At 63.3% G+C, this 16,091-nt stretch carries 4 protein-coding genes; 2 read left to right on the top strand and 2 right to left on the bottom strand.

Annotation, left to right across the window (positions count from 1 at the left end):
* Positions 1 to 42 precede the first annotated feature (42 nt).
* On the top strand, positions 43 to 1,215 hold the full coding sequence (locus AC19YS_RS22000) for an MFS transporter (RefSeq protein WP_200623727.1): 1,173 nt from the start codon (positions 43 to 45) through the stop codon (positions 1,213 to 1,215).
* On the opposite strand, the gene AC19YS_RS21995 is transcribed toward AC19YS_RS22000, so the two are convergent.
* Positions 1,216 to 1,581 (bottom strand): type II toxin-antitoxin system HicB family antitoxin, encoded by a 366-nt coding sequence (locus tag AC19YS_RS21995; protein WP_500602662.1) that lies wholly within the window; start codon positions 1,579 to 1,581, stop codon positions 1,216 to 1,218.
* Positions 1,578 to 1,829, bottom strand: a complete 252-nt coding sequence (locus tag AC19YS_RS21990) for a type II toxin-antitoxin system HicA family toxin (protein WP_500602661.1) — start codon at positions 1,827 to 1,829, stop codon at positions 1,578 to 1,580. Before AC19YS_RS21990 ends, AC19YS_RS21995 begins: the two co-directional genes overlap by 4 nt.
* A gap of 210 nt (positions 1,830 to 2,039) precedes the next feature.
* Between AC19YS_RS21990 and AC19YS_RS21985 the strand changes: the two genes are divergently transcribed.
* Entirely contained in the window at positions 2,040 to 16,088 is a 14,049-nt protein-coding gene (locus AC19YS_RS21985; RefSeq protein WP_500602659.1) for a non-ribosomal peptide synthase/polyketide synthase, read from the top strand.
* Positions 16,089 to 16,091: the final 3 nt, after the last annotated feature.

Raw genomic sequence — 16,091 nt, 5'->3', positions numbered from 1 at the left:
CCGATAGCAAGCTTCAAGGTCTTGAGGATGAGGACAAGCAGGATGGCAAATCCCTACGCCGAGTTGTTCCACGCTCCTGGCAGCAAGGCATTTGTGCTGGCCGGCATGCTTGCGCGCATGCCGATATCGATGACCGGTATCGGCCTGATCACCATGCTGTCGCAAGTGCACGGCGGCTTTGGTCTGGCGGGCGCGGTGGCGGCGGTGTTCGCCCTGGCCACGGCGTTTTGTGCACCGCAGGTTTCGCGGTTAGTGGACCGCTACAGCCAGGGCAGGGTGCTGCCGATCGCGGCGCTGATTGGCGGTGGGGCGTTGTTGCTGTTGCTGCTGTGCACTGGGTTGCAGGCGCCAAGCTGGACGTTGTTTGTGTTCGCCGCCCTGGCCGGTTGCATGCCCAATATGTCGGCCATGGTGCGGGCGCGCTGGACCGAGTTGTACCGCGGCCAGCCCAAGTTGCAGACCGCATTTGCCCTTGAGTCGGTGCTCGACGAGGTGTGTTTCATCATCGGCCCGCCGATCTCGGTTGGCCTGAGTGTGGTGCTGTTTCCGCAAGCAGGGCCCTTGGTGGCAGCGCTGCTGCTGGCGGTGGGGGTGACCACCTTCGTGCTGCAACGCGCAACTGAGCCACCGGTACATGAACACGAGAACCATCACGGCGGTTGGCTGATCGCCTCACCGTCGGTACTGATCCTGATGATCCTGTTGCTGGCCATGGGCGTGATCGTCGGCGTGGTGGATGTAGTCAGCGTCGCATTCGCCCAGCATCAGGGCCAACCGGCGGCTGCGAGCATTGTGCTCTCGGTGTATGCCATCGGCTCCTGCCTGGCGGGGTTGGCCTTTGGCACGCTCAAGCTCAAGGCGCCGTTGCCGCGCCAGTTCCTGTTCTGCGGTGTGGCGACGGCGTTGACCACCTTGCCGTTGCTGCTGGTAACCCACATTCCCGGATTGGCCGTCGCGGTCTTTATCTCCGGCCTGTTTTTTGCTCCGACGCTGATTGTGTCCATGGCGTTGGTGGAGCAAATCGTCCCGCCCAGCCGCCTGACCGAAGGCATGACCTGGTTGATCACTGGCCTGAGCATCGGCGTGGCCATCGGCGCCGCCAGCTCCGGTTGGATGATTGACCATTTCGGCGCTACCAGCGGCTTTTGGGTGGCGTTGGCGGCGGGCGCAGTGGTGTTGGGGTCGGCTGTGCTGGGTTATCGGCGGTTGGGCTGATCAGCCGATTGCCGGTAAAGGTTCTGAACAGTGATGTTGCAAAAACTCATTCAATGCTTGGCGAGTCAGGTCGTTGAGCGTCACCTTCTTACGGGTCGCCGCCAGGGCTGCCGCTAAATGCAGGTCATGGCCGACCCGCACGTTGAATGAACCCTTGCACGGCTTTTCCGGCGTTTGCCCCAGGCGCAGGCACGTAGCGAGATAGTCATCCACGGCTTCCCGAAAAGCGCTGTCCAGCTCCGCGACGGTTTTGCCCTCATAGCTGACCAGCGCCTTGATAAACAGCACTTTGCCAAACAGGCAATTGTCTTCGAGGCTGGCTTCGATAGAGCCGATGTAGCCGTTGTGTTTCAGTTGGTTGTTCACTGAATCAGGTCTCCTGATTTCAATTGTTCGATGATCTGGCGCCGAATGTAGTGTTTCAGTTCGTTGCCGGGGTGAGGCCTGTGCAAGGTGATCATTGCACTGGGGTCGCCGATGTGGAATTTGACGCGGCTTCCAGCCCCTTCAATCTGTGTGTAGCCAAGACGCTTGAGTAGCGTTTCGAGCTCTGGCCAGGTAAAGGCCATGCGCTCGTTGAGCAGTTTGGCGAGCAGCTTTTCATTTTTGGACACGGCGTTCCCTGCGTGTAACTAAATGTAGTTGCAAAAAGTGGTGTTCGTCAATGCTAGCCCGGCTTCGTGTGTCTTGGCTGAGATTGATGTAACCCTTGATGACACCTCGCTCCAAGCCTCTCATCCCCCCGCTAATTTTTCCCCGCCCGGTTCGTTTTATAGGGACGACGTGCCTTTGTGCTTCCTGCCTATTGCTCCGGACTCCAAGAAATGAATGCTGAAGACTCCTTGAAACTTGCTCGCCGGTTTATCGGGTTACCCCTGGAAAAACGCCAAGTATTCCTGCAGGCGTTGCAGAAAGAGGGCGTGGATTTTTCCCGGTTTCCGATTCCGGCAAGCGTGGAGGCAGAGGATCGCCAGGCGCTCTCGTACGCGCAGCAGCGTATGTGGTTTCTGTGGCAATTGGACCCGGCCAGTGGCGCCTACAATCTGCCCGGCGCCGTGCGACTCAAGGGTGCGCTCAGCCTGCGTGCGCTGGAGCAAGCCTTCGCCAGCCTGGTGGCGCGGCATGAAACCTTGCGCACGGTCTTCCAACGCCAGGCCGATGAACGTCTGACCCAGGTTTCGATAGAGCCCTCGCTTGTCGTCGAGCACCTGGACTTCAGCGCCATGGCCGCCGTTGAGCAGGAGCAGGCCGTCAACGACGCGGCGACGCGTCAATCGCTGCTGCCGTTCGATCTGGAACACGGCCCGTTGCTGCGCGTGCAATTGCTCAAGCTCGATACGCAGGAGCATGTGTTGCTGCTGACCCTGCACCACATCGTCTCCGACGGCTGGTCGATGAACGTGCTGATCGACGAGTTCATCCGCTGCTACGACGCCCACGAGCGCAATGAGGCGCCGCAATTGCCGGCATTGCCGATCCAGTACAGCGACTACGCCCTGTGGCAGCGCCGCTGGTTGGAAGCGGGGGAGCAGGCACGTCAGCTCGAGTATTGGCAGGCGCGTCTGGGCGACGAGCATCCAGTGCTGGAACTGCCAACCGACCACCCGCGTCCGGCGATGCCGAGTTACCAGGGCACTCGCCATAATTTCGCGATCGACCCAGGCCTGGCTGCGCAACTGCGCGCCTGCGCGCAAAAACACAACGTCACGCTGTTCATGCTGTTGCTGGGTGCTTTCAATGTGCTGCTGCACCGTTACACCGGGCAGGCAGACATTCGCGTCGGCGTGCCGATCGCCAATCGCAACCGTACCGAAGTCGAAGGGCTGATCGGCTTTTTCGTCAACACTCAAGTCCTGCGCACCGAACTGACCGGGCAAACCCGCGTTGGCGAACTGCTGCAAGGCATCAAGGAGCACGCGCTGGGCGCCCAGGCTCATCAGGAATTGCCCTTTGAGCGCCTGGTGGAGGCCCTCAAGGTCGAGCGCAGCCTGAGCCATACGCCGCTGTTTCAGGTGATGTACAACCACCAGCCGGTAGTGGCCGACATTGCCAGCGTCAACACCGCTTCAGGCCTTGAGCTTTCGCTGGTGGAATGGCAAGGGCGCACCACCCAATTCGACCTGACCCTCGATACCTATGAGAAGTCCGGCACCCTGCATGCTGCGCTGACCTACGCCAATGACCTGTTCGAGGCGCCTTCCATTGCGCGCATGGCCCAACACTGGATCAGCCTGCTACAGGCGATGGTGGCCGACGGCGAGCAGCGCGTGGGTGAATTGCCGATGCTGGCTGACGATGAGCAGCACGTACTGGTCCATGCGTGGAACCAGACCGGCGAGGCGTACCCGACCGAGCGCGGCATCCACCCACTGATCGAAGACCAGGTGCAGCGCACACCGGACGCGCCAGCCTTAGTGTTTGGCGCAACCACCTTGACCTACGCCCAACTCAATGCCCGCGCCAACCAACTGGCCCATGCTTTGCGCGAGCAGGGCGTGGGCCCGGACGTGCTGGTGGGGCTGTGCGTCGAGCGCTCCGTCGAAATGGTGGTGGGCCTGCTGGCCATCCTCAAGGCCGGTGGCGCTTACGTGCCGCTGGACCCGGAATACCCGCAGGAACGTCTGAGCTACATGATCGAAGACAGTGGCATCACGCTGCTGCTCAGCCAGCAAAGCCTGCTCGCCGCCTTGCCGGTCGAGCGTATTCAGGTGATTGCCCTCGACCAGCCGGCCAGTTGGCTGGAACGCTACAGCAGTGCATCGCCCGACAGTGGCGTCCACGCACTCAACCTGGCCTACGTGATTTACACCTCCGGTTCGACCGGCAAGCCCAAGGGCGCAGGCAACAGCCATCGCGCCTTGGTCAACCGCTTGTGCTGGATGCAGCAAGCCTACGAATTGACGGCCAGTGATGCGGTGCTGCAGAAAACCCCGTTCAGTTTTGACGTGTCGGTGTGGGAATTTTTCTGGCCGCTGATGACCGGCGCGCGCCTGGTGGTCGCAGCCCCTGGCGAACACCGCGAGCCGGCCCGGCTGATCGAAACCATTGACCGCCACGCCATCACCACTTTGCACTTCGTGCCGTCGATGTTGCAGGCGTTTATCCATGAGCCCGGCGTGCAAGGCTGTGCCAGCCTCAAGCGCATCGTCTGCAGCGGTGAAGCCTTGCCGCTGGATGCGCAACGGCAGGTCTTTGCCAAGCTGCCAGCAGCCGGGTTGTTCAACCTCTACGGCCCGACTGAAGCGGCCATCGACGTGACCCACTGGACCTGCATCGATGAAGGCGGCGACAGCGTGCCCATCGGCCGGCCCATCGCTAACCTCGCCACCTACGTGCTCGACGCTCAGCTCAACCCGGTGCCGGCCGGTGTGTCCGGCGAGCTGTACCTGGGCGGTACCGGCCTGGCGCGCAGTTATCACCGGCGCCCGGCGCTGACTGCCGAGCGTTTTGTGCCGAGCCCGTTCGTCAACGGCGAGCGCCTTTATCGCACCGGCGACCGCGTGCGCCAGCGCACTGACGGCGTGATCGAATACCTCGGCCGTCTTGACCATCAGGTAAAGTTGCGCGGCTTGCGCATTGAGCTGGGCGAAATCGAAACGCGCCTGCTCCAACACCCTTCGGTACGTGAGGCAGTGGTGCTGGTGCAGGGTGGCAAGCAGTTGGTTGCCTACCTGGTGCTCGACAGCGAGGAGCCAGCGGACCTCAAGGCCTGGCTGCTCAGCAGTTTGCCGGAATACATGGTGCCGACCCATTTCATCGTGCTGACCCAGTTACCGGTCACCGCCAACGGCAAGCTCGATCGCAAAGCCTTGCCACTGCCGGAGGCTGCGTCGCAACAGGCATTCATCGCGCCTTCGAGCGACCTGCAAAAAGCCCTCGCGGCGATCTGGAGTGATGTACTCGGCGTTCCACACGTGGGTGTGGACGACAACTTTTTCGAGCTGGGCGGCGATTCGATCATCTCCATCCAGGTGGTCAGCCGTGCCCGTCAGGCAGGCATTCGCCTGAGCCCGCGCGACGTGTTCCAGTACCAGAGCGTGCGCAGCCTGGCGCTGGTGGCGAGCTTCGAGCACGCAGTGGTTGTCGATCAGGGGCCGGTCGCCGGTGAGGTGATTCTGACCCCGGTGCAGCAGGCCTTTTTCAGCCAGGCAATTGCTGCGCGCCACCACTGGAACCAGTCACTGTTGCTGACCCCGCGCGAAACGCTGGAACCGGCGTTGCTGGACGCCGCGCTCACACAGTTGATCAACCACCATGACGCCCTGCGCCTGAGATTCACCCGGCAGGCCGAAGGCTGGCAGCAAGCCCACGCCGCACCGGCCGCTGAATCTGTGCTGTGGCAATCGAGCGTCGACACCAAGGCTGAATTGGCCGCGTTGTGCGATGAGGCTCAGCGCAGCCTGAACCTGGAACAAGGCCCGATGCTGCGCGCGGCGTTGGTCACCCTGGCTGATGGCGCCCAGCGACTGCTGTTGGTGGTCCATCACCTGGTGGTCGATGGTGTGTCGTGGCGCGTCCTGCTGGAGGATCTGCAAAAGGCTTACCGCCAGGCCGCATTGCCCGCCAAAACCAGCAGCTATCAACAGTGGGCGCAGCAGCTGCAGGCGCACGCGCACACGCTGGATGAGCAACTGCCTTTCTGGCTGGCGCAGTCCGGCGATGCCGAGCTGCCATGCGATAACCCGCAGGGCGGCCTGCACAATCGCCTGGGCGCCACGCTTGAAACCCGCCTTGACGCCGAACACACCCGGCAACTGCTGCAAGACGCGCCAGCGGCTTATCGCACCCAGGTCAACGACCTGCTGCTGACGGCGCTGGCGCGCGTGATCAGCCGCTGGAGCGGCCAGGCCGCCGCGCTGATCCAGCTGGAGGGCCATGGTCGCGAAGACCTGTTCGACAGCCTCGATCTGAGCCGCACGGTCGGCTGGTTCACCAGCTTGTTTCCGGTGCGTTTGCAGGCCGCAGGCACACTGTCGGATGCAATCAAGTCGATCAAGGAGCAACTGCGCGCGGTTCCGCAAAAGGGCGTGGGCTACGGCCTGCTGCGCTATCTGGGCAAACCGCAATCGCGTGAAGCCCTGGCCGATTTGGCTGCGCCGCGTATCACCTTCAACTACTTGGGGCAGTTCGACCGCCAGTTCAATGAGTCAGCGCTTTTTGTCCCGGCCAGCGAAGGCAGTGGCCAGGCGCAGGACCCCGAAGCACCGTTGGCCAACTGGCTGACGGTGGAAGGGCAGGTGTATGGCGGTGAGCTGTCGCTGCAATGGGGTTTCAGTCGCGAGATGTTCAACGCTGCGACCATTCAGCGCCTGGCGGATGACTACGCCACGGAACTCAAGGCGTTGATCGAGCATTGCTGTGCGACGCCTGCCGGGCAGGTCACACCGTCGGACTTCCCGCTGGCGCGTATTACGCAGCAGCAGCTGGATGCGCTGCCCGTGGCCGGGCCGGACATCGCCGAACTTTACCCGCTGTCGCCGATGCAGCAGGGCATGCTGTTCCACACCCTGTACGCGCCCGAGGGCCAGGCCTATATCAACCAACTGCGCCTGGACATTGAAGGCCTTGACCTGCTGACTTTCGGCCGCGCCTGGCAAGCGGCACTGGACCGGCACGACATCTTGCGCAGCAGCTTCCACTGGCTGGGCTTGGACAGCGCCCATCAGGTAATCAGGCGCCAGGTCGACGTGCAGTTGCAGGTGATCGAGGACATGAATGCCGACCTCGATGCGCTGGCCGATGCCGAGCGCTCAAGCGGCTTTGAACTCAATGCCGCTCCGCTGTTTCGCCTGATGCTGGTGCGCAGCACAGGGTCGGCCTGGCACTTCATCTTCACCAGTCACCACATCTTGATGGACGGCTGGAGTAACGCGCAGTTGCTCGGCGAAGTGCTTGCCCATTACGCAGGCCAGGCGGTGTCGGCGCCGCTGGGGCAGTTCCGCGATTACCTGGGCTGGCTGCAACAGCAGCCGTCGGGCGAGACGTTCTGGAAAAATGCCCTGGCGCCTTTGCACGCGCCAACCTTGCTGGCACAGGCACTGCGTGCGCCGGTTGGTGGCGTGGGCATGGCTGACCACCAAGTGCTGCTGGACGACGACTTTACCCAGGCCCTCAGCGAATTTGCCCGCCAACAAAAAGTCACGCTCAATACTGTGCTGCAAGGCGCCTGGAGCCTGTTGCTGCAACGCTACAGCGGCCAGGCTTGCGTGGTGTTCGGCGCGACCGTCGCCGGGCGTTCAGCGCCGCTGCCGGGGATTGAGCAGCAGTTGGGCTTGTTCATCAACACCTTGCCGTTGATCAGTGTCGCGTCGCCCGCCCAATCGGCCCGCGCCTGGCTCAATGAGCTGCAAGCCTTGAACCTCAGCTTGCGCGACCATGAATACGTGCCGCTTTACGACATCCAGGCGTGGGCCGGCCAGCAAGGTGCGGCGTTGTTCGACACCCTGCTGGTGTTCGAAAACTTTCCGGTGGCTGAAGCATTGAAGCAAGGCGCACCGGCAGGCCTGACCTTCGGCCGGATGCATAACCACGAGCGCACCAACTACCCGCTGACCCTGGGCGTCGAACTCGGTGCCGGCCTGCGCCTGGACTTCAGCTACGACCGCGCGCATTTCAGCGAGCAACAGGTCAAGCAGCTGGGCGCCAACTTGCGTCACCTGCTGGCGCAACTGGTGGCGGACGCCGGTGTGCCGCTGGGTAACCTGCAGTTGCTGGACGCCACGGCACAGCGCGACGTACTCACCCTCAGCCAATCTGCCGGTGCCGCCCAGCGTCCTCAGCGCGTACATGAGCGCATCGCTGCCCAGGCCCACGCCACTCCTAATGCGCCGGCAGTTCAGGCGGGCGATGAGCGCCTGAGCTACGCCCAGCTCAACGCGCGGGCCAACCGCTTGGCGCATCGCCTGTTGGCGCTCGGCGTGGGGCCGGGCCAGCGTGTAGGCCTGGCCAGTCGGCGTGGCCCGCAGCTGATCGTCAGCCTGCTGGCGGTGCTCAAAAGCGGCGCTGCCTATGTCCCCCTGGACCCGAAATACCCGGCCGAACGCTTGGCCTATATGCTGGCCGACAGCCGTTTGGACCTGCTGCTCAGCGAAACCGGGTTGCTTGCCGATGTGCCGTTGCCGCAAGGCTTGACTCGTGTGGACTTCAGCGCATCCGGTGAAGAACTGCACACCTTCGCGGCGACCAATCCACCCAACCAAGCGGCGGCGGCCGACCTGGCCTATGTGATCTACACCTCCGGTTCCACCGGCTTGCCCAAAGGCGTGGCGATCGATCATGCCGCCCTCGGCCAGTTCTGCGACAGCGCGCAGGCCTACAGCCGGCTGAGTGCGCGAGACCGTGTACTGCAATTTGCGACCTTCAGCTTCGACGGTTTTGTCGAGCAGTGCTACCCACCGCTGTGCGTGGGCGCGGCATTGATCATGCGCGGCGATGAGCTGTGGGACGCCGGCCAACTGGCCCGCGAGATCGTCGAGCAGGGCGTGACCCTGGCCGACTTGCCGGCCGCTTACTGGTATTTGCTGGCCAAGGAGTGTGCCGTCGACCAACGCACCTTGGGCAACCTGCGCCAAGTGCACGTGGGCGGCGAGGCCATGTCGGTAGAAGGCGTACGCGCCTGGCACGCCGCAGGACTGGGCGGCGTACGCCTGGTCAACACCTACGGGCCGACTGAGGCGACGGTGGTATCCAGCGTGCACGATTGCCAACTGGCGGATGCCAGTGATGCGTTTGGCGTGCCGATCGGGCGGGCCATTGCCGGCCGGTCGCTGTATGTGCTCGACAGTGGTTTCGAACTGCTGGCCACTGACGGCGTCGGCGAGCTGTGCATTGGCGCCGAAGCAGGCCTGGCCCAGCGTTATTTCGACCGCCCGGCCTTGACCGCCGAACGCTTCCTGCCTGACCCGTTTTCCGCGGTGCCCGGTGCACGCCTCTACCGCAGTGGCGACCTGGCGCGTTACAACGAAGCCGGCGCGTTGGAGTACGTCGGGCGTATCGACCATCAGGTGAAAATTCGCGGCTACCGCATTGAAATGGGCGAAATCGAGGCCTGCCTGCAAGCCTTGCCGCAGGTGCGTGAAGCCGCGGTGATCGCCCAGCCGAGCGCGGTCGGCATGCAACTGGTCGCCTATGTGGTGCCTGCCCATGGTCAAACCCTGGACGGGCAAGCCCTGGCGGCCACCTTGCGCGCGTCTCTGCCGGATTACATGGTGCCGGGGCATTGGCTGGTACTTGACGCTTTGCCACTGAACAACAACGGCAAGCTTGACCGCCGTGCGCTGCCGGCGCCTGACCTGAACCTGCGTCAACAAGCGTATGTGGCGCCACAAAGCACGCTGCAAGTACAGCTGGCGGCGATCTGGCAAGCGGTGTTGCAGGTTGAACAGGTCGGCCTCACGGATCACTTTTTCGAGCTGGGCGGGCATTCATTGTTGGCCACCCAAGTGATTTCCCGCGTGCGCCATGACTTGAAACTGGAAGTGCCGCTGCGCGCACTGTTTGAGCAGCCGACGTTGCAAGCATTTGCCACGGCCTGCCTGGGGTTGCGTGAGCACAGCGCGCCACCGTTGCTGGCCCTGGGCCGTGGGCAGCCGATGGCGCTGTCTTTCGCCCAGGAACGCCAGTGGTTTTTGTGGCAACTGGACCCCGCCAGCGCCGCGTACCACGTTCCCACGGCGCTGCATCTGCGCGGTGAACTCGACATCGGCGCACTGGAGCGTGCTTTCCAGGCACTGGTGCTGCGCCATGAACCATTGCGCACTACGTTTGTTGAAGACGCTGAGCAGACCTGGCAGGTGATCCATCCCACCCTGGCGATGCCGGTACAGCAGGCGAGGGCGCAGGCTGCGCAAATCCAGCAGTGTGTGGAGCAGGAAATCCAACGCCCGTTCGACCTGCGCAACGGCCCGTTGATGCGCGTCAAGCTGCTGGTGATTGCGCCCGAGCACCATGTGCTGGTGATCACCCAACACCACATCATCTCTGACGGCTGGTCGATGCACGTGATGGTGGATGAGTTGGTGGCGCTGTATCAGGGCCAAGCTCAGCTGTCGGCGTTGCCGATCCAATATGCCGACTACGCCGCGTGGCAGCGCAGCTGGATGGCGGCCGGTGAAAAACAGCGCCAGCTCGATTACTGGCAAAGGTGCCTGGGCGATGAACATCCAGTACTGGAGCTGCCTCTGGACCACCCGCGCCCTGCGGTGCAGAGCTTGCGTGGCGCGCGTCAACGGGTTCAGCTCGAGCCTGCGCTGTTGGCCGACCTGAAAACCTTGGCCCAGCGCCAAGACGTGACCCTGTTCATGCTCTTGCTGGCCTCGTTCCAGACCTTGCTGCATCGCTACTGCGGGCAAAACAGGCTGCGTGTCGGGGTGCCGATCGCCAACCGCAACCGCCTCGAAACCGAGCGGCTGATCGGTTTCTTCGTCAACACCCAAGTCATCCAGGTCGACCTTGACGGGCAGATGGCCTTCGAGCAATTGCTCGGTCAGGTCAAGCAGCGCGCCCTGGAGGCCCAGGCCCATCAGGACCTGCCGTTCGAACAGTTGGTAGAAGCGCTGCAGCCAGCGCGCAGCCTGAGCCACAACCCACTGTTCCAGGTGCTGTTCAATCACCAGGACAACCTGCGCTCCGCCCCGGTGCAACTGCCGGGCCTGGCGTTAGAGCCGCTGGATTGGGACGGCCACACCACGCAATTCGATTTGAGCCTGGAAACCGAAGAGTCTGCCGACGGCCTGTGGGCCTCGCTGACCTACGCCACCGACCTGTTCGAACCCGAGACGCTTGCGCGCCTGGCGCAACATTGGCAAAACCTGCTGCGCGCTGTGGTGAATGACGCGTCGCAGGTGCTGGATGAACTGCCGATGCTCAGCGAGCAGCAATGGCAACAGACGGTGCACAGCTGGAACGACAGCCACGCCGAGTACCCGCACACGCGGTGCGTGCATCAGTTGTTCGAAGCGCAAGCACTGGCAACACCGGACGCAAGCGCACTGCAATTCAATGGCGAAACCCTGAGTTACTGCGAACTCAACCGCCGCGCCAACCGCTTGGCCCATCGCCTGATTGCGGCGGGCGTCGGCCCTGACGTGCTGGTGGCGGTGCATGTCGAGCGCTCGCTGGACATGGTCGTCGGCCTATTGGCGACCCTCAAGGCCGGCGGCGCCTATGTGCCGCTCGACCCGCAGTTCCCGGCGGATCGGCTGGCGTTCATGCTCCAAGACAGCCAAGCGCAGGTGTTGCTGACCCAGCCACACCTCAATGGTCGCCTGGCGCAGCCGCAGGGCCTGCACGTGTTGCTGGTCGATGACGCGGGCGTGGACGAACACAACCCGCAGGTCCGTGTCACGCCGGAGCACCTGGCCTACGTGATTTACACCTCTGGTTCCACCGGCAAGCCCAAGGGCGTGATGGTGCGGCATCAGGCACTGTGCAGCTTTACCTGGGGCATGGCCGACACCCTGCAGATCGGCAGTGATGCGCGGGTTTTGTCGCTGACCACTTTCTCATTCGACATCTTCGCCCTCGAGCTATACGTGCCACTGACCGTGGGCGCCACGGTGCTGCTGAGCGGCCAGGAACTGGCGCTCGACCCGGAGGCGATTCTCGATCTGGTGCACAACCAGAGCGCCAATGTGCTGCAAGCCACGCCTTCGACCTGGCGCATGCTCCTGGAAAGCCCGCGCGCGTCGCTGCTGCAGGGCATCAAATGCCTGTGTGGCGGCGAAGCGCTGCCGGTCGACCTGGCCCAACGGCTGCTCGACCTGCAGGGCCCGGTGTGGAACCTTTATGGCCCGACAGAAACCACCATCTGGTCGGCTGCTCACCGCTTGGAGCAGGCGCAGCCTTTTGTTGGTCGCCCGATTGCCAACACGTCGCTGTTCATTCTCAACGCCGGGCTGACGCCATGCCCACAAGGGGCGGCCGGTGAATTGCTGATCGGCGGCGCTGGTCTGGCGCGCGGTTATCACGCGCGCCCGGCGCTGACCGCCGAACGGTTCGTGCCCAACCCATATGGCGCACCCGGTGAACGCCTGTACCGCACCGGCGATTTGGCGCGCTATCGCCCGGAGGGCGTAGTGGAGTACATCGGTCGCGTGGACCATCAAGTCAAGGTGCGCGGTTTCCGTATCGAGCTGGGTGAGATCGAAGCCTGCCTGCGTGAGAACGCGGCGGTGCGTGAAGCCGTGGTACTGGCCGACAACGACCGTTTGATCGCCTACCTGGTGACCTGTGCTCCCGAGCAACAGGCGAGCCTGCGTGAGCAGTACAAGGCTGATCTGCGCGCGCGTTTGCCGGATTACATGGTGCCTGCGCACCTGATATTCCTTGAAACCCTGCCGCTGACTCCCAACGGCAAGCTCGACCGCAAGGCGCTGCCCAAGGCGGATGCCGAGCTGTTGCTCAAAGCCCATGTGGCGCCCGTCAGCCCGCGCGAACAGCAAGTCGCGGCGATCTGGGCCGACGTGCTGGAGGTGCCGCAGGTGGGCCTCGATGACCACTTTTTCGAACTGGGCGGGCATTCGCTGCTGGCCACGCGCGTGGTGTCGCGAGTACGTCAGGTATTGGCGTTGGAAGTCGCGCTCAAGACCCTGTTCGAACAGCCTGTGCTCGGTGACTTTGTGCGTGCATTGGGTGAGGAGGGCGTCACCGCGCCTGCACTGCATAAGGCCGACCGCGCGCAGCCGTTGCCACTGTCTTACGCCCAGGAGCGCCAGTGGTTCCTTTGGCAGCTCGACCCCAACAGCTCGGCGTACCACATCCCCAGCGCCTTGCGCTTGAAAGGCGCGTTGGACGTGGCCGCGCTGCAACGCAGTTTCGACACCTTGCTGGCGCGCCATGAAAGCCTGCGCACGCATCTGCGCCAAGATGCGAGCGGCGCGGTGCAAGTGATTGAAGACCTGGGCCTGATTGAAATCGAACGTTGCGATACCGATGAAGCCGGGCTCAAGAAGCAGGTGGCCGAGGCGGTCGCGCAGCCGTTTGACCTGCTGCGCGGGCCGTTGCTGCGCGTGAAATTGTTGCGCCTGGCCGCGGACGATCATGTGGTGGTGCTGGTGCAGCACCATATCGTCTCCGATGGCTGGTCGATGCAGCTAATGGTCGAGGAGCTGGTGAAACTCTACGCCGCCTTCAGCGACGGCCACACGCCGAATCTGCCGGCGTTGCCGATTCAATACGCCGACTACGCCCTGTGGCAGCGCAACTGGATGGAGGCCGGCGAGAAAGCGCGCCAGTTGACGTACTGGCGTGAACAGTTGGGCGGTGAGCAGCCGGTACTGGAGTTGCCGTTTGACTACCAGCGCCCGGCGTTGCCGACCCATCGCGGTGCGCGCCTGGGCATTGAATTGGCACCGCAGCTGTTGGCTGGCTTGCGGCGTGTGGCGAAACAGGCCGGGGTCACGTTGCCGATGGTGCTGCTGGCGGCCTATCAGGCCTTGCTGCACCGCTACAGCGGTCAGGAAGATGTGCGCGTTGGCGTGCCGATCGCCAACCGCAACCGCCTTGAAACGGAGGGTCTGATCGGCTTCTTCGTCAACACCCAAGTGCTTAAGGCTGACGTCAACGGCCAGATGAGCGTGGCGCAACTGTTGCATCAGGTGCGCCAACGCTCTCTCGAAGCCCAGGCCCATCAGGACCTGCCTTTCGAGCAACTGGTGGAGGCGCTGCAGCCCGAGCGCAGCATGAGCCTGAGCCCGTTGTTCCAAGTGCTGTTCAACCACCGCGTGACCTCGGCGGGCAGCCATTTGCAGCGTTTGCCGAGCCTGCAGGTCGAGGTGTTGAGTTGGGATGAGGGCGTGGCACAGTTCGACCTGGCGTTGGATGTGGAAGAGTCGCGCGAAGCACTGCATGCATCCCTGAGTTACGCCACTGATCTGTTTGCCCCCGCGACCATCGAACGCATGGCCGGGCATTGGCAGAACCTGTTGCAGGCCATGGTCGATGATCAGCAGCAGGCCATCGGGCAGTTGAACCTGCTGAACCCGGATGAGCACCAGCACATTCTGCACCTGTGGGATTGCACCGGCTCGGGCTTCTCAGCCGCACGCTTGGTGCACGAACTGATCGCCGACCGCGCGCGGGAAACCCCGGATGCCGTGGCGGTGAAATTCGATTTGCAGACCCTGACTTACGGCGAGCTTGATGCACAGGCCAACCGCCTGGCGCATGCGCTGAGCGCTCGTGGTGTGGGGCCGGAAGTGCGTGTGGCGATCGCCATGCCGCGCAGCGCCGAAATCATGGTGGCGTTCCTCGCCGTGCTCAAAGCCGGTGGTGTGTATGTGCCGCTGGACATTGAGTACCCGCGTGATCGCCTGCTCTACATGATGGACGACAGCCGCGCACAGTTGCTGTTGACGCACACCAGCGTCTTGCAGCAATTGCCGGTCCCGCAGGGGGTGAACACGCTGGCAATCGATCGCACCGAAGACTGGGCCCACTATAGCGACTCCGCACCGCAGGTCGCACTGGATGGCGACAACCTCGCCTATGTGATCTACACCTCCGGCTCCACCGGCATGCCCAAGGGCGTGGCGGTGTCCCACGGCCCGTTGGTGGCGCACATCATCGCCACCGGCGAGCGCTATGAAACCGGCCCGGCCGACTGCGAGCTGCACTTCATGTCGTTCGCTTTCGACGGCTCCCACGAAGGCTGGATGCACCCGCTGATCAACGGCGCCAGCGTGCTGATCCGCGACGACAGCCTGTGGCTGCCGGAGTACACCTATGCCCAAATGCACCGCCACAATGTGACGATGGCGGTGTTCCCACCGGTTTACCTCCAACAACTGGCCGAGCACGCCGAACGCGATGGCAACCCACCAGCAGTGCGCGTCTACTGCTTTGGCGGTGACGCGGTAGCCCAGGCGAGTTACGACCTGGCATGGCGCGCACTGAAACCCACCTACTTGTTCAATGGTTACGGCCCGACCGAAACCGTGGTGACGCCGCTGCTGTGGAAAGCCCGTAAGGGCGACCCGTGCGGCGCGGTGTATGCGCCCATCGGCACGTTGCTGGGCAACCGCAGCGGTTACGTATTGGACGCGCAGTTGAACCTGCAACCCATCGGCGTCGCGGGTGAGTTGTACCTGGGCGGCGAGGGTGTGGCGCGTGGTTACCTGGAGCGCCCGGCCCTGACCGCCGAGCGTTTCGTGCCCGACCCGTTCGGCAAACCCGGCAGCCGTGTGTACCGCAGCGGCGACTTGACCCGTGGTCGCCCGGACGGCGTGGTGGATTACCTGGGCCGTGTCGACCATCAGGTGAAAATCCGGGGTTTCCGCATCGAATTGGGTGAAATCGAAGCCCGTCTGCGCGAGCAGGACAGCGTCGGTGAAACCGTGGTGGTGGCACAGCAAGGCCCGACCGGCAAGCAACTGGTGGCGTATGTCGTACCCGCCGATCCGGCCCTGATCGACCAGGCCGAGTTCCGCGATGCCTTGCGCCGTGCGCTCAAGACCCGCCTGCCGGATTACATGGTGCCCACGCATTTCATGTGCCTGGCGCAGATGCCGCTGACCCCCAATGGCAAGCTCGATCGCAAAGGCTTGCCCGCGCCGGATGTGAGCCTGATGCAGCAACGCTACGTGGCCCCGCAAACCGAACTGGAACAGCAGATTGCGGCGATCTGGGCCGAGGTGTTGCGCCTGCCGCAAGTGGGCCTGGACGACAACTTCTTCGAAGTCGGCGGCCATTCTTTGCTGGCGATCCAGATCACATCGCGGGTCCAGTCCGAGCTGGGCCTGGAAGTGCCCCTGGTTGAAGTGTTCCAGACCGAAACGCTGCGCGCCTATGTGCAGGCCGCCGCCACCTTCCGCGCCGGCAGCGCGGAAGATTTTGATGATCTTCGTGACTTTTTGAGCGAACTAGAGGCGATTTGAACC

The sequence above is a fragment of the Pseudomonas sp. MF08831 genome (assembly GCF_059862645.1).
Note: the sequence above shows the minus strand (reverse complement) of the source record. Positions and strands in the feature narration are given on the sequence as shown.

Coding starts and splice junctions, on each gene's coding strand:
- AC19YS_RS21985 (WP_500602659.1), top strand. CDS start 2,040: ATGAATGCTGAAGACTCCTTGAAACTTGCTCGCCGGTTTATCGGGTTA.
- AC19YS_RS22000 (WP_200623727.1), top strand. CDS start 43: ATGGCAAATCCCTACGCCGAGTTGTTCCACGCTCCTGGCAGCAAGGCA.